Raw genomic sequence first — 20105 nt, 5'->3', positions numbered from 1 at the left:
TGCACAATATGGCCGACCTGCAATGTGGATAACACGTTCTCCGACCACAAATGCCCGTTGGGATGGAATCCTTTTCGTTCTGCCGCCACAGTGGATGCAAGACCCGTTTGGGTCGCAATGCAAGACGGACAAGGAGCGGATATGGTGTCGAACAACGAACACAGCGAAGAGGCGGGGATGAACCGGGAAGACGACGGCGTCGCAGGTCTGGGCATGCACCCACTGCCTGAGGCGCGGCTCGAGGGTATGCGCCGCGAGTATTTCGAGCGGATGACCGACATTGGTACGGCATCGGCGGCGGCCCGGTGGATCGCCGATCTGCTGCCTCCATGGCTGACGTGGCTGCGGGAGCCTGAAATGAAACCGCAGGATCTCGATGATGAGGTGCAGTTGATGCTGGTCACCGGTTTCAACATCTCGCTGGCGGTGCGCGATGCGATCATCATGACGGTGGTGGCGGACGAGTCGCAGTGGGACGAAGGCGTCATCTCACGGTTCGCCGCGCATCCCCATGACAAAGATGTGGCACAATCGATGTCCACCATGCTTACCGCGGCCTTCGAAGAGCCCGAATCGGACGAACGGCGCTGTGTGCGGGTCACCGAACTGCTTCACACCATATCGGGGCGTCTTCCCGCCGAATGCACCAGGCAATTGCGGGCGGTGATGGCCTATCTCAAATGGTGGCGTGGCGACGAGTCCGCGCTGTACGATGCGCTCGGGGTGCTCGAGGAAGATGAACGGGTCACATTGGCGGCGATCGTCGCGGCTGCGGTCACCCGACACGTTTACCCGGCGCATGCATGCGGCGCCGAGACAGAGGACGCACCGACCGCAGGCACCTGAGGGCCCATGGGAATAATCGTCCCGAAGACATGGTTAACTCACATAGTCAGCGACTTGACCTTGCCGTAGCTATGCCCAAAAGCAAGCATACGACGGTCGGCCGCGTTCCACAAGACCCAGGGAGGTACAGTTTGGTCGCCAAGGAAACGACGAGCGCCGAGAAAGCCGCGAAGAAGAAGGCCTCCGAAAGCGCCCACGACGAAGCCACCGTTGAAGAGAAGGGCAAGACCACCCGTAGGAAGGCATCTTCCAAGGCTTCGTCGGCGAAGAAGGGCTCCGCCGGCAAGACCACCAAGCGTGCCACGGCCCGCAAGAAGAAGGATGCCGCCGAGAGCGAGTCGACGCCGGCGAGGAAGACGCGTGCGGCTTCGAAGACCGGCGCCAAGAAGGTCGTTTCTAAGTCCGAGGAGATCGACGACGAGGACATGATCGGTGAGGATGTGATCGACGAGGAGGATCTCGACCTCGATGAGGATCTTGACGCCGACGAGAACGACGACGATCTCGAAGACGAGGAATCGGAGGACGAACCCGAGCCGGAGGAAGACGACGACGAAGAGCCGCAGACCCCGAAGGAGCCCAAGGAGAAGGGCGCGTTCGTTGTCAGCGACAACGATGAGGACGACGAGGCCCTTCTGGCGAATCCGGGCGTGAACCCGAAGCGCCGCGTGGTCACCACGGGCGCGACCGCCGACCCGGTGAAGGATTACCTCAAGCAGATTGGCCGCGTGAGCCTTCTCAATGCCGAACAGGAGGTCGATCTCTCCGAGCGCATCGAGGCCGGCCTATACGCCCAGCATCTGCTCGACACCGAGGGCGACACGATGGAGTTCAGGCGCAAGCGCGAACTCAAGTGGGCCGCCGCCGACGGCAAGAAGGCGAAGGACCACCTGCTCGAGGCCAATCTGCGACTCGTCGTCTCGCTCGCCAAGCGTTACACCGGCCGCGGCATGCTGTTCCTCGATCTCATTCAGGAAGGCAATCTGGGCCTCATTCGCGCCGTCGAGAAATTCGATTGGAAGAAGGGCTTCAAGTTCTCCACCTATGCCACCTGGTGGATCCGTCAGGCGATCACCCGCGCCATGGCCGACCAGGCCCGCACGATTCGCGTGCCGGTGCATATGGTCGAGGTGATCAACAAGCTCTCGCGCGTCCAGCGCCAGATGCTGCAGGACCTGGGCCGTGAGCCCACGCCCGACGAGCTTGCCCGCGAGCTCGACATGCCGGTGGAGAAGGTGCAGGAAGTGCAGAAGTACGGCCGCGAGCCGATTTCGTTGCATACGCCGCTGGGTGAGGACGGCGATTCCGAATTCGGCGATCTGATCGAAGACACCGATGCCATCGCACCATCGGAGGCGGTCGCATTCTCACTGTTGCAGGAGCAATTCCGTCAGGTGCTCGAGACGCTCTCGCCGCGTGAGGCGGGCGTGATCAAGATGCGCTATGGTCTCGAGGACGGCCAACCGAAGACGCTTGACGACATCGGCCGCGTATATGGCGTGACCCGCGAGCGCATTCGCCAGATCGAGTCGAAGACCATGTCGAAGTTGCGTCATCCGTCCCGTTCGCAGACGCTGCGCGACTTCCTCGATCAGTGACGCTGAACGGCGTCCATTGCCGGCGCACCCCGATGGGTGCGCCGACGCCAGACGACATGACAATGCCAGGGAGAGCGTGAGCCGAGTGGCTCCGCTCTCTTTTGCATCGAAGAGGAGATACAGAGGAAGGTTATGGCGAAGAAGGAACCCGACGGCTACGGCGCCGGCTCATTGACGGTGCTGGAGGGACTGGACGCGGTGCGCAAGCGTCCGGGCATGTACATCGGCACCACCGACAGCCAGGGTCTCATGCACTGCCTGTGGGAGATCATCGACAATTCGGTGGACGAGGCGCTCGCCGGGGCATGCACGCATATTGTCGTCACCCTGCACGAAGACGGTTCGATCGAAGTCGCCGACAACGGCCGAGGCATACCGGTGGATGTGGAGCCGAAGACGAAGCTCACCGGCGTCGAGGTGGTGCTCACGAAGCTGCATGCGGGCGCCAAGTTCGACAATTCGTCGTACAACGCCGCTGGAGGCCTGCATGGCGTGGGCTCCTCGGTGGTCAATGCATTGAGCTCGCGCATGGACGTCGAAGTCGACCGCAACGGCCACACCTACCATATGGCGTTCCACCAAGGGCATCCAGGTGTGTATACCGACGAGGACCCACATCGTCCTTCCCCCGACTCACCGTTCAAGAAAACGCGCAAGAACCGCCCCACCGAGCTCGAGATCATCGGCAAGGTGCCTCCGAAGCGCACGGGCACGCGCATCCGTTATTGGGCGGATCCGGAAATCTTCAATGACACCGCGAAATTCGACTACAAACAACTGATCGACCGTGTGCGTCAGACGAGCTTCCTGGTGCCGGGTCTGAAGATCACGGTGATCGACGAACACATCCGTGAGACAGGCGACGCCGACACCGACGTGTTCGAGGAGACCGACGTCGAGCAGGCGCAATCCGACCAGGTCGAGCAGATCGAGGCGGAAACCGAGGCCAGCGAGAATCCCGCGAAGATCGGCCTTGAGCGGGCGAAGGCGGAGGACGCGCAGGAACAGGCACAGGATCCGCAAGAGGCAGTCGCAGCCATACCGGTCGTGCAATCCCCGGATTCGGGCGCCTCAGTGCCGGGGCACAGGCGTGTGGAGGAATTCTGCCATACCGGTGGCGTTGTCGATTTCGTGGACTTCCTCTCCCACGGCGAGGCCGTCTCCACCGTGTGGCGAATAAGCGGGCAGGGCACGTACCATGAGGAGACGCAGGCAGTGGACGCGAACGGCGACCTGCATGCGCAGAAGATCGTGCGAACCTGCGACGTCGATATCGCGATGCGTTGGACGAACGGCTACGACACGGTGCTGAAGAGCTTCGTGAACGTCGTCGCCACGCCGGGCGGCGGCATGCACGTGGACGGCTTCCTGCAGGGCATCACCAAGCAGATTCGCAAGGCGGTGGAAGACAACGCGCGCAAGCTCAAGGTCAACCTCAAAGACCCGAAGATGAAGATCGAGCGTGACGACATTCTCGCCGGATTGGTGGCCGTGGTCACCGTGCGCATCGCCGAGCCGCAGTTCCAGGGGCAGACGAAGGACGTGCTCGGCACCGCGCCAGTCAAGCCGCTCGTCACGCGCATCACCGACAAGCAGTTCGCCGAGCTCATCACCGGCGCGAAACGTGGGTACAAGGAGCAGTCGGCGCGCGTGCTCGAGAAGATCGTGGGCGAGATGCACGCGCGCATTCAGGCACGCAAGACCAAGGAGGTCACGCGTCGCAAGAACGCACTCGAATCCGCTTCCATGCCGAGTAAACTATCGGATTGTCAGCCGGGCAACGACGACATCGCCGAACTGTTCATCGTCGAGGGTGATTCCGCACTCGGCACGGCGAAGGCGGCCCGCAATTCGGCGTTTCAGGCGCTGCTGCCGATCCGCGGCAAGATTCTCAACGTGCAGAAGGCGTCGTTGTCGCAGATGCTGTCGAACAAGGAATGCGCGTCGATCATCCAGGTGATCGGTGCGGGCTCGGGGGCCAGCTTCGACATCGAGTCGGCACGGTACAACAAAATCGTCATGATGACCGATGCCGATGTGGATGGCGCGCATATTCGCACGTTGCTGCTCACGCTGTTCTACCGGTACATGCGACCGCTCGTCGAGGCGGGGCACGTGTATGCGGCCGTGCCGCCGCTGCACCGCATCGCTTTGGCGGGGGCACGCAAGGGCGAGGTCATCTACACGTATTCAGATGACGAGTTGGCGGGCAGACTCGCGCAGCTCGACGCCGAGCATATTCCGTATGCCGACGACATCCAGCGGTACAAGGGCTTGGGTGAGATGGACGCGAACCAGCTCGCCGACACGACGATGGATCCGCGCACGCGTCTGCTGCGCCGCATCCGTATGGAGGACGCCGAGCAGGCGAACGACATCTTCAGCCTGCTCATGGGCGACGAAGTGCCTCCGCGCCGCCAGTTCATTGTCGACAACGCCGAGGATTTCGACCGTTCGAAGATCGACACCTGACGCTTTGTGCAACCGATGCCCGCAGGGGTCGGAACCCGCGCTTCGTCAAAGTGTCTGCGCGCTTTGCGCGTAGCACGCTCCTCAGCGCGGGTTCCGGCCCCTGCGGGCATCATCGGTCTCGCACGATATGGGTCAGTCGGCGTGGCGAGCCGCCATCGCCTGCTCGTAGACCTGTTCCACCTGATCGGTCACGGTACGAACGTTATACCGATCGAGCAGCCCCGCTTCGCGGGCATGCAGGTCGGCCGCCCAAGGTTCGTCGGTGAGTGCGCGGGCGATGCGTTCGGCAAGAATGCGGGCACGGTCTGTTCCACTCACCGGGAAGAGCGCGTCCTCGTCATCGAGCATGGTCGACCGGTAGCCAGGATTGTCGCCGGCCAATGTGACACCGGCATTCGAGGCGATGGCCTCGAGCAGCACGATGCCGAAAGATTCGCCTCCGGTTGCGGGGAAGATAGCCACATCGGCACTCGCCAGCAGCTTCGGCTTCTCCTCTTCCTCCACGAAACCGAGGAACTCAATCGGCGTGCGCAGATGCGAGGCGCGTTCACGGCATTCGTCGAGCAGCGGGCCCTTGCCGGCGAACCGCACATGGAAGCCCCGCGGGAACAGATCATGCTCCTCGCCGTATTCAATGGCATCCAGGAGCAATTCCGCGCCTTTCCTCGGAACGAATCTGCCAAGGAACACCGCGAGGGGTCCCTCAGACGAGTGCGCACCGGCCGTGCCGCCCTGCACAATGGCATGGGTGGGGGAGGCGCCTGCGAACCGATCGACATCGACGGGGTTCGGAATGACGACACCGCGAACATGCGCGGTCTGCTCGGCATACTGCGCGGCGATCTGGGAGACTGCGATCACTTCGTCGACGCGGCGGTGGGAGTGCATATTGACCAGTCCGAGAGCACGGCCGCCGATCCGGGAGGCAAGGTCGGCCGATGCGATGTGGTAGGTGGCGACGATGCCGGTGCGCTGGTGTGCATGGTCGAGCACCCTGCCTGCCATGAACGGACTGTAGGGCGCCTGAACGTGCAGAATGTCGAAATCGTATTCGTCGAGCACCTCGCGGATATGCCGTGTGTTGGCCGGAAGCGGGATGCGCATGCGGTTTCCGTTGAACCGGACCATGACGTTGCGTGACATCGAATGCGTGTTCGGCATGGGGGAGTCATGCGTCTCGCCGACCAGATAATGCACTTCATGCCCCCGTCGTGCCAGCTCATGGCCCAAGGTCACGATATGCTGCTGCACGCCGTCGAGCACGTCCAGGGTATCGTCGAACACGAATCCGATTCTCAAGCTCATGGGCACCAGTCTAATCATCGAACAGATTTCGAAGAACCGGATATTTTCTTTACGTAAGAATATAATTGTGGACTGTCGATGCGGAAACTGGCGCGCACAATTTGGAGGTGCAATGACGAATCTGCTGCTCGCCGTAATCTATTTGGCCTTCATCTCGCTGGGTCTGCCCGACGGACTGCTCGGTTCGGCATGGCCCATCATGAGCGGTGACCTGCATGCTCCACTGTCGTGGGCCGGTGGCATCTCGATGACGATCAGTGCCGGAACCATCATCTCCGCATTGCTGAGCGACCGGCTCACGCTGAGATTTGGTGCAGGGCGTGTGACGGCGTTCTCCGTGGCTCTCACTGCCGCCGCCCTCATGGGATTCTCCTTTGCACCGAACTACTGGGCTCTTATCGTGTGTGCCATTCCCTACGGGCTCGGCGCGGGTGGCGTGGACGCGGCGCTCAACAACTACATGGCCATCCACTACACGAGCCGGCATATGAGCTGGCTGCACTGCATGTGGGGGCTCGGCGCGCTCATTGGACCGTATATGATGAGTTACGCCATGGCAAGCCAGCACGATTGGCAGTGGGGCTACCGTTCGGTTGGCGTCATCCAGCTCGTGCTCACCGCCGTGCTCACCTTCAGCCTGCCGTTGTGGAAGAGGCGCCCCGCTGCCGCAGACGCAGGCACGCAGGCCACTGACCGAAAACCAATCGGCCTGCTCGGCGTATTGCGCATCAGTGGTGCCACGCAGATTCTCATCATGTTCTTTTGCTACTGCGCCATCGAACAGACCGCCATGCTATGGGCCAGCTCCTACATGGTCGACATGGACGGCATGGCCGAAGACGTGGCTGCGACGTTCACGAGCATCTTCCTCATCGGCATCACCGTTGGCCGCTTCGCCAACGGCTTCCTCACCATGCGTCTCTCCGATCCCGCCATGATCCGCATCGGCACCATGACGATCGGCCTCGGGGCGCTGCTGCTGCTCGTTCCCGCGCACAACCCCGCGCTCTCCGCCGTGGCGTTCATACTCGTCGGCCTCGGCTGCGCGCCCGTCTACCCGTGCATCATCCACTCCACGCCCGCATACTTCGGGGCCGATAAATCGCAGGCGATTGTCGGTGTGCAGATGGCGTTCGCGTATGTGGGCACCATGCTCATGCCACCATTGTTCGGCGTGATCGCGCAGGCCACGACGATTGCCGTGCTGCCATGGTATCTGCTGGTGTTCGTCGCGCTCATGGCGGCGATGCACGAGTGGCTGCGCGCATTGCGTCGCGATGACATGGCCGTCTGACATGTTCGCAACAGGCGATGCCGTGCCACATGCGCCGTCGATGCGCCTTACGATGACCGTGTATGCACTGTATAGGCAAATATATGCAGTGTGTAATCCGAACCGACGACGTCTGAATGAGGGGGGGCGATGGCATGCCGATGGCGTTGGTGGCGTTGGTATACGTTGGCTTCGCTGCCATGGGGTTGCCAGAGGCCCTGCTCGGTGCCTCGTGGCCGGCTATGGGGTCAGGACTGCATGCGCCACTTGCCGCCGTCATCGGGATTTCCGTCGTTATCGCCGCAGGGGCCATGTGGGCTGCGCTGGCCGGTGAGCCTTGGTTGCGTCGCTGGGGCTCGGGGCGCAGTGTGGATGTTGGTGTGGCATGCACCGTGGTGGCATTGCTTGGCTTCTCGTTCACGCCGTCATATTGGCTGCTGCTGTTCTTCGCCGTGCCATATGGCGTGGGCTCCGGTCTGCTTGCGCTCGCGCTCAATGCATACATAGCGTTGCGCTTGCCGAGTGCGCATATTATTTGGATGCATGCCACGACGGCCGCAGGTGCCATGGCAGGTCATACGATGCTCGGTTGGATCATTGCGAACGATGCCGACTGGAGGTGGGCATACCGCTGCATCGGCCTCGTGCAACTTGCGCTGGCCATCGTGTTGGTGAGTGCCACGAAGCTGTGGCGCGACGAATTGACCCCCATCCAGCGCGCCACATTCGGCATGCAGACATACGGCGAGCGTGATTGGCGTGTCGACGCGCATGTTCATGGCCGTCTGGGTGCGAGCCTGAGATTGCGTGGCGCGCTCCCGACACTGTTGCTTCTGTTCGCTTACGCTTCGGTGGAGCAGAGCACCATGCTGTGGGCGAGCAGCTACATGGTGCATGCCGACCACATGAGCATCCATTATGCCGGTATCTACGCGAACCTATTCTTCATTGGATTGACGCTGGGTTCCGTGATTGCAGGATGCTTGGCGCTGCGATTGTCCGACGGCGCGTTGCTCGGCGGCGGCTTGGGCATACTTGTTGCGGCGCTTGTGGTGATGATTGTGCCCATGGGGTCATGGCGCGCTCTCACCGCGCCGATCATGCTCGGGTTTGGGTGTGCCCCGATTAATCCGGCCGTCGTGCATATGACACCACGGTTGTTCGGCGCTGTTCATACGATGACCATGATCGGCTGGGAGACCGCCGTCATCGCCGTGGCCACACTGGTGAGTCCCGCATTGTTCGCCGTGTTCTCTGCCACGGTGGGCATGGCAGCCCTGCCGTGGTACTTGGCGTGTTTCACGTCGCTTGGCATACTGGCCGCCGTCATTCTCATGAGCGTGTCACATTTGCAATCGCAAGTGAGGTAGGAAATAATCGAACATATGTGCGAATGTATGGCAATGTTCAGCGAACCCACACGCGTGTGGTTCTCACGCGTGTTCGGAGAACCCACCGAGGCGCAGCAATTGGCGTGGCCGGCGATTGGGCGACGCGAGAATGTGCTGGTCATCGCGCCGACCGGCTCGGGAAAGACCCTCTCCGCGTTTCTGTTCGCCATCGACTCGCTTCTCTCCCGCAGCGCCGCCGACCATGCACGCAAAGGCGTGCGCGTGTTGTATATCTCACCGTTGAAGGCGCTTGGTGTCGACGTGGCGAAGAACCTTGATGCCCCTTTGGCCGGTATTCGCGAACAGATCGATGCCCTCGGTTCGCATGCGCCGCAGGTCACCGTCGCCACCAGAAGTGGCGATACAACCCCGAAGGAGCGGCGTGCGATCGTGTCGCATCCGCCGGACATTCTGGTCACGACCCCGGAGTCGCTGTATCTCATGCTCACTTCGAAAGCACGCGGCATCCTGAAAACGGTGGATACCGTGATCGTGGATGAGGTGCATGCGGTCGCCGGCACAAAACGGGGGGCACATCTGGCGCTGAGCCTTGAGCGTCTCGATGATCTTCTGGAACGGCCGGCGCAGCGCATAGGGCTTTCGGCGACGGTGAACCCGCCTGAACGTGCCGCGAAGTTCCTCGCAGGAGCATTGCCGGTGACGGTCATCGCCACCGAGGGAAAGCCTGCACTCGACATCACGGTGGTCGAACCGGCGAAGACCCTTGGTGACGGGCCCATGGCCAATGGCAGGCGCAAGGGGAGTGCTGGAGAGGTCGGTGGCACCTCTGCGCCAATCACCGGCGTGACGCCTGCGATGCAACGCTTGGCGGAGCGCAAGGCGAAGGAACGGGATGGTCAAGGCGATCTGCAATCTGCACCCGCCGGTGAGAGGGCCAAGCGATGGGGGGATCCACTGCTGCCGGGTACACCGGTGCGGGAAGGCGCGCACGATCCGTCGGAGGTGAAATCCTCGTGGCCGGCGATCCAACGCCATATTCTCGACGAGATACTCTCGCACCGCACCACATTGGTGTTCGTGAATTCGCGCGGCCTATGCGAACGCCTGACCGCGCAGATCAACGATCTGTACGCACAACGGCTCGGCAAACGCAATCCGGTGGAGCTGCCGACCAGCGAGACGGACGAGCCGGCCCACTATCATTCCACGTATGGGTCCACCACAATGAAGGTGGGGGCGCATGCACCCGACGAGCAGATTGCCATGGCGCATCACGGGTCGGTGTCGAAGGACCGCCGCAAGCAAATAGAGGAGAGACTCAAATCCGGACGTCTGCGTTGCGTGGTGGCGACGAGCAGTCTGGAGCTCGGCATCGACATGGGATCGGTGGATCTGGTGATTCAGGTGACGCCGCCGTTGTCGGTCTCCTCTGGCCTGCAGCGCGTGGGTCGAGCCGACCATAGGGTGGGAGGGGTCTCACACGCCGTCATGTACCCGGTGACACGCGAACAGATCATCGGCATGGGTGCCAGTGTGGAAGGCATGCTCAACGAGGCGATCGAACCGTTGCATATGCCAATGAATCCTTTGGACGTGCTCGCGCAGCAGACCGTGGCGGCCGCCAGTCTGGAGCCCATCGCCGCCGATGATTGGTATGCGACGGTGAGACGCGCCGCCCCCTTCGCCTCGTTGGACCGGGCGATGTTCGACGCCGTGGTGGGCATGCTCACCGGTGCCTACAATTCCGAGGACTTCTCGGCATTTCGACCACCGCTCATGTTCGACGAGGATTCGGTCATGATCTCGGCGCGCCCGGGTGCACAGCGCCTCGCGGTGACCAGCGGCGGCACGATTCCCGACCGTGGCCTCTACACGGTAGTGCTGCCCGAGGCAGAGGCGGGAACAGGCCCGAGACGGGTGGGCGAGCTCGATGAGGAGATGGTGTATGAGACGCGGGTGGGTGACATCATCACACTCGGCACCACGAATTGGCAGGTACAGGACATCACGAACGACCGCGTGGTCGTGGTGCCGGCGCCCGGACGAAGCGCACGCCTGCCGTTCTGGCACGGGGAGGGCAACGGGCGTGACTATTCCTTCGGCATGTCGCTGGGGGAATGGGTGCATGACATCGCCGCGGGATTGCAACCGGCGCACGGCAATGCCGGGAACGTGCCGGAATCCCGATTCAGCGACGTGGTTCTCAAACGTCTGCGAGCCGATGGTCTGGACTCCAACGCCATGGAGAATCTGGCGGCCTTCCTCTCCGAGCAGCGGACGAGCACCGGTGTGATTCCGAGCAGCCGTGCGGTTGTGGTCGAACGCTGCCGCGAGGAGGAGGGCGATTGGCGCGTGATCATTCATACGCCGTTCGGACGCCGTGTGCATGAGCCATGGGCGCTCGCAATCAACATGAGGTTGACGCAGCGCTACGGTTTCGACGGGCAGATCTTCGCCGCCGACGATGGCATCGTGCTGCGCCTGCCCGATGGGGAGGGAGGCATCGATGCCGCCGCGCTCATCGACTTCGATCCCGATGACATTCAGCGCATCGTGGAGAACCAGGTCTCCGGTAGTGTGCTGTTCGCCGCCCGATTCCGTGAGATCGCGGCGCGTGCGCTGTTCATGCCGAGGAACGACCCGGGCAAACGCGTGCCTCTATGGCAGCAGAGACTGAGAGCCGCCCAGCTGCTGGCCGCGGCGCGCACGAGGAAGAACTTCCCGCTGCTGCTCGAGACCGCTCGCGAATGCCTGCAGGACGTCTACGACGTTCCCGCCCTCCGCGAAGTGCTCACCCGCATACGTGGAGGAGCCATCGACGTGCATGCATGCGAGACGCAAGTGCCATCGCCCATGGCCGAGCATCTTCTGTTCGGCTTCGTGGGGTCGGTGATGTACCAGTACGATGTGCCGCAGGCCGAACGCAATGCGCAACTACTCTCGATGGATCCGCTGGTGCTGGAACGGCTGTTGGGAACAGACAACCTGGCCCAGGTGCTCGATACGCAGGTGATTGATTCAGTGGCCGGCCAGCTGGCTTCGAAGACCTTCTGGAACGAACTCGACAAGCACGATCTGCGGGGACGCGTGAATCGCTACGCCAAGACGCATGGGCCGTTCACTGCCGACCGCCTGCTCTCCGAACTCGAGATCGACGCGCAGGCGGCCGTCGAACTGCTTGGAGAACTGCGCGATGCCGGCGAGCTCATCAACGGTCGTTTCGACGAACGACTCGATCCGGGTGTGGCGCAATGGGTACATGCCGACGTGCTCAAACGCATTCGTTCGCAGTCGTTGGCCAAGGCCCGGGCGGCAATCAAACCCGTGGAACCCGAGCGGTACGAGGCGTTTCTCGTTCATCGGCAAGGCGTCGGCTCGGTGGGCGGCGAACGGCTGCAAGGTCTGGATGGGCTCTTGCGCGCCATCGAACAGCTGGAGGGTGTCGCATTGCCGATGCCCGTGTGGGAGCGCCACGTGTTCCCGGCCCGTGTGCGAGATTACATGCCGACATTGCTCGACGAGCTGGTTGGATCCGGCGATGTGGTATGGGTGGGTGATCCCACGGGCAGCGGCGAAGGGGGTGACGAGGCGGGACGCGTCATGTTCTTCCCGGCGGACTCCCCACAGTTGCAGGTGCATGCTGAGGCATTGGAATCCTCCCTAGGTCGAGCGGCTGCGCCGGAATCCGACATGCCGCTGACGGTGCGCGACGCGATACTGCTTGCCCTGCACGACGGAGGCGCCTACACGGCGCACTCGTTGGAGGAACGTGCGCAATCCCTATGGCAGGCGAATCCGGAGCCGGAGGTAAATGAGACGACCGGCGAGGTGATGGCCACATCATGGTCCCATTCGCGATTCGAACAGACCCTATGGTCATTGGTCTGGCATGGATTCATTACCAACACAGCGCTGCAGCCAGTCCGGTCGATGTCAACGCATACGGGTGGAAGCAAGGCCACAGTGCGGTCGCATCGCCTCCGCATGCGTGCCCGAACACCCACACGCGGTATGTTCGGCGGCGGTCTGTGGTCACTGGTGCGCGCCCAAGTCGATGTGAGCCATGAGGAGGCGATGATCGACCTGATAGGCATTCTGCTCGACCGCTACGGCATCATTGCGCCCAATACGGTGTCGGATGCCGGCGTCCCTGGTGGATTCAGTGCCATTTACCCAGTGCTCAGACGCATGGAGGAGAAAGGCACGCTATTGCGAGGTGTATTCGTCAAGGGATTCGGCGCCGCTCAATTCGCCGAACGAGAGACGGTGGACCTGCTGCGTCACCATATCGATTCCGAGCCTGTCATGACTGTCACCATGGATGTATGCGATCCGGCGAATCTCTATGGTTCGTCATTGGAATGGCCGGCGCCGGCCATACTCGAATCCAATGCCAGCGCGGACTCCAAACGGCGCGCTGCCGTGAAACCAATACGACGCCCGGGCTCATTGGTGGTGCTGCGTCAGGGGCGCGCGGTGCTGTATGCGGCACTGGGGTCAGGTCGTATCGTGGCGTTCGAGTCTTCGCCGAGCGTGCTCAAATCGGCGGCGACGGCTTTGGAACAGACATGTTCGCGATTGCATGGGGTCAGCATCACTTTCCGTGATTGCAACGGCGTGCCGTTGCAGGGCGGCAATGCGATGTCCGACGCCCTTCGGCATGCCGGATTCACCCCGTCGCCGCAGGGGCTCCGACTGTATCGATGAGGCGGATGTGGCGGGCAGTCTCCTCGCTATGAGCGGAAGAGCGGTCCGAACGTAGCGGTGGAGGTCCTAGAATGCTTGTGTTTTGCGTTCTGCGTACAACGATTTGGCATTGTACAGGGAAAGGACTTCACATGGGCATGCTCATTGCGTTGCTGCCGGCATTGTTCCTCGGCTCGAACAGCGTGATGACGGCGAAAATCGACGGCAAGCCAAGCCAGGGGACGCTGGGCACCACCTTCGGGGCATTCCTCTTCGCGGTGCTGATGGCCGTGTTCTACACGATTCCCCATGCAGGGGCATCGTTCGCGTTCAATCCCCGCATCTGGGCAGTGGGCCTATGCTCCGGCATATTCTGGACGATAGGATCCATCGGCCAGTTCTCGGCCTTGAAACCGCTCGGCGTCTCGCTGGCGATGCCGATCTCCACTGCCGGTCAGGTGGTGGGCAATGCGCTCATGGCCGCCATCGTTTTGGGGGAGTGGCGCTCATTGCGAGTCTGGGTGATCGGCATCATCGCCATCATTCTCGTCACCTCCGGCGCCATACTGTGTTCGTCCAGAGATTCCGACACCGATGCCGTGCATGTCAGTGCGAAGAACATGAAATTCGGCATGATCGCCCTGCTCATCTCCACTATCGGGTTCATGATGTACTTCGTGTTCCCGAACCTTTTGCACAAGACCGGGTATATCGACAACGCCATCTACAATGCGCCGGACGGCAACGGCCTGTATTATATGACCGCAATGGTCCTGCCACAGTCCGTCGGGCAGGTGCTCACTGCAGTCGCCATCATTGTGCTTGGCGAGCATAACCAGTCGCTCATCTTCACCCGCAAGACCGCGCTGAACATCTTCACTGGCCTCGCCTGGGCCATAGGCAACTGCCTCATCTTCATCTCGGCGGCCAACCCGAACGTCGGTCAGGCCATCGCCACGACCTTCTCCCAACTGGGAGTGCTCGTCTCCACCTTCGGTGGCATCGTGGTTCTCAAGGAACACAAGACGAGGCATCAGATGATCTGCATACTCTTCGGCACATTGCTCATCGTGGCAGGTGCGGTGCTCATGGCCATGTACACCACCACGTGACAGACGCGGGATCGGCATACGACAGGGCCCGGTCAGAGCTGCTCTGACCGGGCCCTGTCGTATGCCGATCCCGCGATCTCGCTCAGGCCGCGTAGGCGATTGGTGCCGGCAGCTCGGTTCCCGAACCATCACGACGCATATCCGGCGCCGGCAGTTCGACGGGATGGCCCCCCGACGTTGCGGCCAGCAGCGGGTAGGGACCCACGCACGCCTTGATCAACGTGTTCTGCCCCTTGAGGAAGCGCTGCGAGCGCACACCACCGGTCGCTCTTCCCTTGGTGGGGTAGAGCTCCAATGGCGTGACCTTTGCCGCACCGTTCTCGGTGCCCGGCAGCGCATCCACATCGCCGGCGACGGTGAGCACCACGGCTCCGCTGGCGGGGGAGAGCAGATTGCCGGCGTCATCGTGCTCGGCATCATGCCATTCGACATCGGCATGTGCAACCACGGCGCAGGAGAGCACCGTGCATCCATCGGCGAGACGTATGCCGGCCATGCCTGCCGCAGTGCGGCCTTGAGGGCGTACGTTCCTGGCCTCATACGTGAGCAGCGAGGAATCGGAGGAAACGAACACGAAACGGTCGTCGTCATGCGCATCTGCCGCCACAAGCAGCTCGTCTCCGTCCTTCAAATCGATGATGCTCCAGGAATCCATCGTGGTGGGGGATTCACGATTCCAGCGCTTCACCACGCCGTCACGCGTGCCCAACCCCACCGGCGGCAGCTCCTGCGGCGTATCGTCCTGTCCGACGGTGTCGCGCAAGGCGAGCGTGGCGATCACCCGTTCGCCGGGCACCGGATCGGTGCTTTCGGTGGAGGTGAGCAGCTCGGTGGCTTCAATGCCACCTTTGAGGCTCAGGTGGCCATGCACCTCCACATTCGGCAGCTCCACCACATGGGCGAGCACCATGCGACCCGCGGAGGTGACCAACGCATAGTCGGCACGGGTGCGTGCAGGTATCAGCGAGACGATCACATCGTCGGGTTCACGCTCTTCGTTGTGAGCGCCTCGTTTGGCCCAAATGGTCAGGGCATCGATGCTCATGCGGGCTATGAGCCCTGAGGCGCTCAATGCGATCACGCATGGTTCGTCTTCGATCCGCAGCGCCTCGGCGGTTTCGCCGGCCTTACGGGCTGCCGCCACCGCATCGGCGGCGTCGAGTACGTTCTCCGCATGGCGTGCAGCATCGAGTGCGGCGTCGGAAGGCACGTCATCGCCGTGGGCCATGACCGGCACGAGCCTGCCGTCGTCGCCCTCATCGAGCAGCACCGTCCGTCGCGGCGTGCCGTAGGTTGCCACCGCCTTGTCCATTTCGTCGATCACCACGCCATCCAGCAATGCGGCCGAGCCGAGGATGCGCTCCAATTCGGTGATCGACGACTGAAGTTCGTCGCGTTCGGATTCGAGTTCGATGCGGCTCATCTTGGTGAGTCTGCGCAGGCGCAGGTCGAGAATGTATTGCGCCTGAATATCGTCGAGGTTGAATCGGATCATGAGTCCGCTCTTGGCCGCCTCCGCGTCGTCGCTTGAGCGGATCACGTGAATCACCTCATCGATGTCCACCAAGGCGAGCAACAGACCCTCGACCAAATGCAGCCGGTCCAACGCCTTCTGACGGCGGAACTCACTGCGGCGCCGGATGACACCACGCCGGTGTTCGATCCATACATCGAGCAGGGAACGCAGGCCGAGTGTGTGGGGGCGCCCATTCACCAAGGCGACATTGTTGATGGCGAAGTTCTCTTGCAACGGTGTGTGTTTGAAGAGCTGTGCCAACACGGCTGCCGGGTCGAATCCGGTCTTGAGCTCGATCACGATGCGGGTGCCATTGTGACGGTCCGTCAGGTCGATGGCACCGGAGATGCCGTCGAGCTTATGGTTTTTCACGCCCTCGGAGATGCGTTCGAGCACACGCTCGGGACCCACCATGTATGGCAGCTGCGTCACCACGATGGCCTTCTTGCGTGCGGTGAGATTCTCCACATGGGTGGCGGAACGGGTGGTGACCACGCCTCGGCCAGTCTCATAGGCATCTCGGATGCCTTGTCGCCCTATGATGATCCCGCCGCCCGGCCAATCAGGTCCGGGCACGTATTGCATGAGGTCGTCGAGTGTGGCATCGGGATGCTTCATCACGTATTTGGCTGCGGCTACGACTTCGCCGAGGTTATGCGTGGCCATATTCGTGGCCATGCCGACGGCAATGCCTGAGGCGCCGTTGACGAGCAGGTTAGGAATCGCCGACGGCAGTACGGTCGGTTCCTTGAGCTTGTTGTCGTAATTCGGCACGAAATCGACCGTGTCCTCGTCGATGTCGGCGTTCATGCCGAGCGCGGCGGGGGCAAGGCGCGCCTCGGTGTATCGCGATGCCGCAGGACCGTCGTCCAACGAACCGAAATTACCGTGGCCGTCGACCAACGGCAGCCGCATCGCGAATGGCTGCGCGAGACGCACCATGGCTTCGTAGATCGCCGAATCCCCATGGGGGTGCAATTTGCCCATCACCTCGCCCACCACGCGGGCGGACTTCATATACGGGCGCGTGGGCAGCAGGTTCATCTGACCCATCTGGTACACGATGCGGCGTTGCACCGGCTTCATGCCGTCGCGCGCATCCGGCAACGCGCGCGCGTAGATCACCGAGTAGGCATATTCCAGGAACGATTTGCTCATCTCCTCGGCGAGCGGGGTCTCCACGATGTGCTCCTCGACCTGCCGGGGGTCGTACTCGGCCGCTGCCTGCTTACGACGCGTCATATTTGCTCTCCCTTATCCAATGAACCGTCCCATTCTACCCCGTCCGCGACGAAAGACCCATGCGGTGAAATGAGTTCCGCCACGCGTGCCCACGAGTCCATCAACCGCGCTTGAATAGCAGTATGAGCGTAGATATTCCAGATTCCGGCACACTCCTCGGCTTTGTTCCCACAGCACAGTACGGCGATGAGATTGACGCCGACCGGCCGAGCGATGTGCCGGTTGATCTCGGGAGTGCACAGCAGGGAGCCCGTGGAGGCGCGCTGCATATCTCCTCGGTGCTGCCGGCGCTCAGTGCGGCCATCGGCACACCGGTGCGCACCGATGTGCACGTCGACGCCGAGGGCTTGCGCCAACGGCTCGGCATGCCGTGCGCCAGATCTGCAATCGTAGTGCTCGTGGATGGACTGGGGTACTGGAATCTCAACATGAAGCTCGGTTACGCGCCCTACATGCGCTCACTCATGAACGAACCGCTCAACCAACGTCCGATCAGCACATGCTCGCCAAGCACCACCACGGCGGCCATGGCCACCTTCGGCACCGGCACCTGCCCGGGATTGACAGGCATGGCCGGCTACACGCAGCTCAATCCCCGCACCGGCGCGCTGAGCCAACTCATCCAGTTCCGTGGTGCCATGCATCCCGAGGAACTGCAGACGGAACCTACCGTGTTCTCGCTCATCAGAGATGCCGGCAACCGCGCCACCAGCGTGGGACTGACCAGATTCATGGCGTCCCCGCTCACCCGTGCGGCGTTGCGCGGCTCCGATTACATTGGCCATGACGACGCGAACAAACGCGTGCGCATCGCCGCCGACACCGCCAAGGAACCCGGGCTCACTTACCTGTACATGCGTGAGATAGACAAGGCCGGCCACGCATACGGTTGGCACAGTGACGAATGGCAGGTGGCCCTCGAGCGGGTCGACATGCGATTGGGGCAGTTGCGCCGGCAAGTCCCGAAGGGCACGCTCATTGTGGTCATCGCCGACCATGGCATGGTGACCGCAGACCAAGGTGACGAGGCGCGTATAGACATAGCCTTAGATCCGGTGCTCCAGCAGGGCGTGAGACTGGTGGGAGGCGAACCCCGCGCCACGATGCTGTATGCCCAGGATGGTGTGGATGACGAGAGCATAGCCGAACGTTGGCGTGCGCGAGTGGGGGACCGTGCGTGGATTCGCACGAAACGGCAGGTGATTGATTGCGGTTTGCTCGGACCAATGCGGCCCGACGTTCCTGAGATGCTCGGCGATGTGTTCGTCTATGCCGCCAGAGGGAACACGATTGTGGACACGCGCTCGCAAACCGAAGGCGCCACCCGCATGCCCGGTGTGCATGGATCGCAGACGATGATGGAGATGGATGTGCCCTGCCTCATCGATCTCGTCGACTGAATCCGACATATTCAGTCGTGCTTGTGCGGATCCTTGCCGAACATGATCTCGTCCCAACTTGGCATTGATGCCCGGTTTGATCGGTGCGGCGAATGCTGCTCCGAGGCGTTCCTGTGGACCTGTGGCTGTTGTTGGGTGGGGGTGTCGTCGTCGCCATGCTGCTCCGGCTGGCTTTGCACGGCATCCGGCTTGATGGCAGGACGCTGGGCCCCGGTGTTCTTCGGAGTGAATTGCACTGGAGCCTTCTGCTTGGGGTACAGTGCGCTGATCGGCACACGTTTGCGCTGCTGTGACGGTTCGTCGGGTTTGTGCTCCTGTGACGAAGCGAACTCATGTGCATCGTCGGACTGTGGGGCGTCAGACTGGCTGGAGGTGTCGGTGCCCTTCTGCACCGGCTCTTCGACTGCGGATGGTGCAGATTCAGACTGCGAGGCTTCCTCGGCAGGTGTCGTGCCGGCGTTTTCCGGCATGGCGTTCATGGTGGCGTCGGCGTGTGCATCCGAGGTCGATGCGGCATTGGCCGCGGTGTGGGTTTCGGTCTCATTGGAGGATGCCTCGTTCCCCGACCCATTCCATGCTCGCATGGTCTGTTCGATGCGCGCCGAACGTGCCGAATCGCCTGGCAGGTCGACGGATGAGGGGAGGGCCTCGTCGAGGGCGGTCTGGGTTCCCGCATCGTCGAACGAGGCGCCTGTGGCAGATCCCATCTCGCCGATCAGCTTGCTCGCGGCGTTGTTGATGCACACCACGGTGTTGTCGTGCATGTTCCACGACCATTCGGCGTGGATCCGATGCCCCGCCGAGATGAAGGTGGCGCTGATACGCCACGGTTCCAGACCCCGCCGCGTCGCCTTCCATTGCACCGATTCGGGGCGCACCCGTGCGGCCGCCAAGGTGCGGTCAATGAGCTCGGAGAGCGTGCGCACCTTGCTTTCCTTGGGTGCGCGCACACGCAGGAACTGTTCGATGGCGTACTTCTTCTCCGCTTCGATCGAGGTGGCGAATCTGCGCACGATCACCTCGCTCAGTTCATACTGCCGGGCGATGTGCTCCGGGTCGGCGCCGGCGCGGATCAGCGATTGAATCTGCGAAATGGGCAGCGTGCGTTGCTGGTGCACCGCGGTGGTGATTCGTTTCTCCGAACGGATTTGCTTGGCCTCCAACACGGCCCGTTCGAATGTGTCGTCGACACGCACCAGGAACGGCATGCCGTCGGCCGTGAACACCAGGTCACCGTCCGGTGTCACATGGTCGAATTGTGCTGCGGGGAAGGAGCCAGTACCCATTTTCACGCCTTCGTCGT

Annotated in this window: 11 protein-coding genes; 8 read left to right on the top strand and 3 right to left on the bottom strand. The window is 62.2% G+C overall.

Annotated elements, in window-relative coordinates; genetic code table 11:
• Window positions 1–141: 141 nt before the first annotated feature.
• The 3 genes from BANAN_RS05480 to BANAN_RS05470 all read left to right on the top strand — a co-directional run bounded on the left by BANAN_RS05480 (window position 142) and on the right by BANAN_RS05470 (window position 4916).
• Window positions 142–846: a hypothetical protein gene (locus BANAN_RS05480; protein WP_014697925.1), complete on the top strand. Its 705-nt coding sequence runs from the start codon at window positions 142–144 to the stop codon at window positions 844–846.
• Between the two features lie 71 nt (window positions 847–917).
• The gene (locus BANAN_RS05475) at window positions 918–2444 is read left to right on the top strand and encodes an RNA polymerase sigma factor (RefSeq protein ID WP_080571638.1); all 1527 of its coding nucleotides are present in this window, start codon (window positions 918–920) and stop codon (window positions 2442–2444) included.
• Window positions 2445–2576: 132 nt separating this feature from the next.
• Window positions 2577–4916, top strand: a complete 2340-nt coding sequence (locus BANAN_RS05470; RefSeq protein WP_014697923.1) for a DNA gyrase/topoisomerase IV subunit B — start codon at window positions 2577–2579, stop codon at window positions 4914–4916.
• Between the two features lie 132 nt (window positions 4917–5048).
• On the opposite strand, the gene BANAN_RS05465 is transcribed toward BANAN_RS05470, so the two are convergent.
• Window positions 5049–6221, bottom strand: a complete 1173-nt coding sequence (locus BANAN_RS05465; RefSeq protein ID WP_014697922.1) for a glycosyltransferase family 4 protein — start codon at window positions 6219–6221, stop codon at window positions 5049–5051.
• Window positions 6222–6333: 112 nt separating this feature from the next.
• Here BANAN_RS05465 and BANAN_RS05460 point away from each other — a divergent pair, with 112 nt between their 5' ends.
• The 4 genes from BANAN_RS05460 to BANAN_RS05435 all read left to right on the top strand — a co-directional run bounded on the left by BANAN_RS05460 (window position 6334) and on the right by BANAN_RS05435 (window position 14644).
• Window positions 6334–7515: an MFS transporter gene (locus tag BANAN_RS05460; RefSeq protein WP_014697921.1), complete on the top strand. Its 1182-nt coding sequence runs from the start codon at window positions 6334–6336 to the stop codon at window positions 7513–7515.
• Window positions 7516–7649: 134 nt separating this feature from the next.
• Window positions 7650–8864 carry an MFS transporter gene (locus tag BANAN_RS08635; RefSeq protein WP_014697920.1) on the top strand — a complete coding sequence of 405 codons (1215 nt, stop codon included), beginning with the start codon at window positions 7650–7652 and terminating at the stop codon, window positions 8862–8864.
• A gap of 15 nt (window positions 8865–8879) precedes the next feature.
• Window positions 8880–13553 carry a DEAD/DEAH box helicase gene (locus tag BANAN_RS05440; RefSeq protein WP_014697919.1) on the top strand — a complete coding sequence of 1558 codons (4674 nt, stop codon included), beginning with the start codon at window positions 8880–8882 and terminating at the stop codon, window positions 13551–13553.
• A gap of 131 nt (window positions 13554–13684) precedes the next feature.
• Window positions 13685–14644 (top strand): GRP family sugar transporter, encoded by a 960-nt coding sequence (locus BANAN_RS05435; RefSeq protein WP_014697918.1) that lies wholly within the window; start codon window positions 13685–13687, stop codon window positions 14642–14644.
• A gap of 82 nt (window positions 14645–14726) precedes the next feature.
• Here the strand turns inward: BANAN_RS05435 and BANAN_RS05430 are convergent, their stop codons facing one another.
• Window positions 14727–17402, bottom strand: coding sequence for a DNA gyrase/topoisomerase IV subunit A (locus BANAN_RS05430; RefSeq protein ID WP_014697917.1), 2676 nt, complete (start codon window positions 17400–17402; stop codon window positions 14727–14729).
• A 122-nt stretch (window positions 17403–17524) separates the two neighbouring features.
• Between BANAN_RS05430 and BANAN_RS05425 the strand changes: the two genes are divergently transcribed.
• Window positions 17525–18802: an alkaline phosphatase family protein gene (locus BANAN_RS05425; RefSeq protein WP_041777025.1), complete on the top strand. Its 1278-nt coding sequence runs from the start codon at window positions 17525–17527 to the stop codon at window positions 18800–18802.
• An 11-nt stretch (window positions 18803–18813) separates the two neighbouring features.
• On the opposite strand, the gene sepH is transcribed toward BANAN_RS05425, so the two are convergent.
• Window positions 18814–20088 carry a septation protein SepH gene (gene sepH / locus BANAN_RS05420; protein ID WP_041777140.1) on the bottom strand — a complete coding sequence of 425 codons (1275 nt, stop codon included), beginning with the start codon at window positions 20086–20088 and terminating at the stop codon, window positions 18814–18816.
• Window positions 20089–20105 lie beyond the last annotated feature (17 nt).

The organism is Bifidobacterium animalis subsp. animalis ATCC 25527 (genome assembly GCF_000260715.1).
Lineage (GTDB): Bacteria > Actinomycetota > Actinomycetes > Actinomycetales > Bifidobacteriaceae > Bifidobacterium > Bifidobacterium animalis.
Note: the sequence above shows the minus strand (reverse complement) of the source record. Positions and strands in the feature narration are given on the sequence as shown.

What these genes read in the sequence shown, in the direction of transcription:
- BANAN_RS05480 (WP_014697925.1), top strand. Translation starts at nt 142, where the DNA reads ATGGTGTCGAACAACGAACACAGCGAAGAGGCGGGGATGAACCGGGAA.
- BANAN_RS05475 (WP_080571638.1), top strand. Translation starts at nt 918, where the DNA reads ATGCCCAAAAGCAAGCATACGACGGTCGGCCGCGTTCCACAAGACCCA.
- BANAN_RS05470 (WP_014697923.1), top strand. Translation starts at nt 2,577, where the DNA reads ATGGCGAAGAAGGAACCCGACGGCTACGGCGCCGGCTCATTGACGGTG.
- BANAN_RS05465 (WP_014697922.1), bottom strand. Translation starts at nt 6,221, where the DNA reads ATGAGCTTGAGAATCGGATTCGTGTTCGACGATACCCTGGACGTGCTC.
- BANAN_RS05460 (WP_014697921.1), top strand. Translation starts at nt 6,334, where the DNA reads ATGACGAATCTGCTGCTCGCCGTAATCTATTTGGCCTTCATCTCGCTG.
- BANAN_RS08635 (WP_014697920.1), top strand. Translation starts at nt 7,650, where the DNA reads ATGCCGATGGCGTTGGTGGCGTTGGTATACGTTGGCTTCGCTGCCATG.
- BANAN_RS05440 (WP_014697919.1), top strand. Translation starts at nt 8,880, where the DNA reads ATGTGCGAATGTATGGCAATGTTCAGCGAACCCACACGCGTGTGGTTC.
- BANAN_RS05435 (WP_014697918.1), top strand. Translation starts at nt 13,685, where the DNA reads ATGGGCATGCTCATTGCGTTGCTGCCGGCATTGTTCCTCGGCTCGAAC.
- BANAN_RS05430 (WP_014697917.1), bottom strand. Translation starts at nt 17,402, where the DNA reads ATGACGCGTCGTAAGCAGGCAGCGGCCGAGTACGACCCCCGGCAGGTC.
- BANAN_RS05425 (WP_041777025.1), top strand. Translation starts at nt 17,525, where the DNA reads ATGAGCGTAGATATTCCAGATTCCGGCACACTCCTCGGCTTTGTTCCC.
- sepH (WP_041777140.1), bottom strand. Translation starts at nt 20,088, where the DNA reads ATGGGTACTGGCTCCTTCCCCGCAGCACAATTCGACCATGTGACACCG.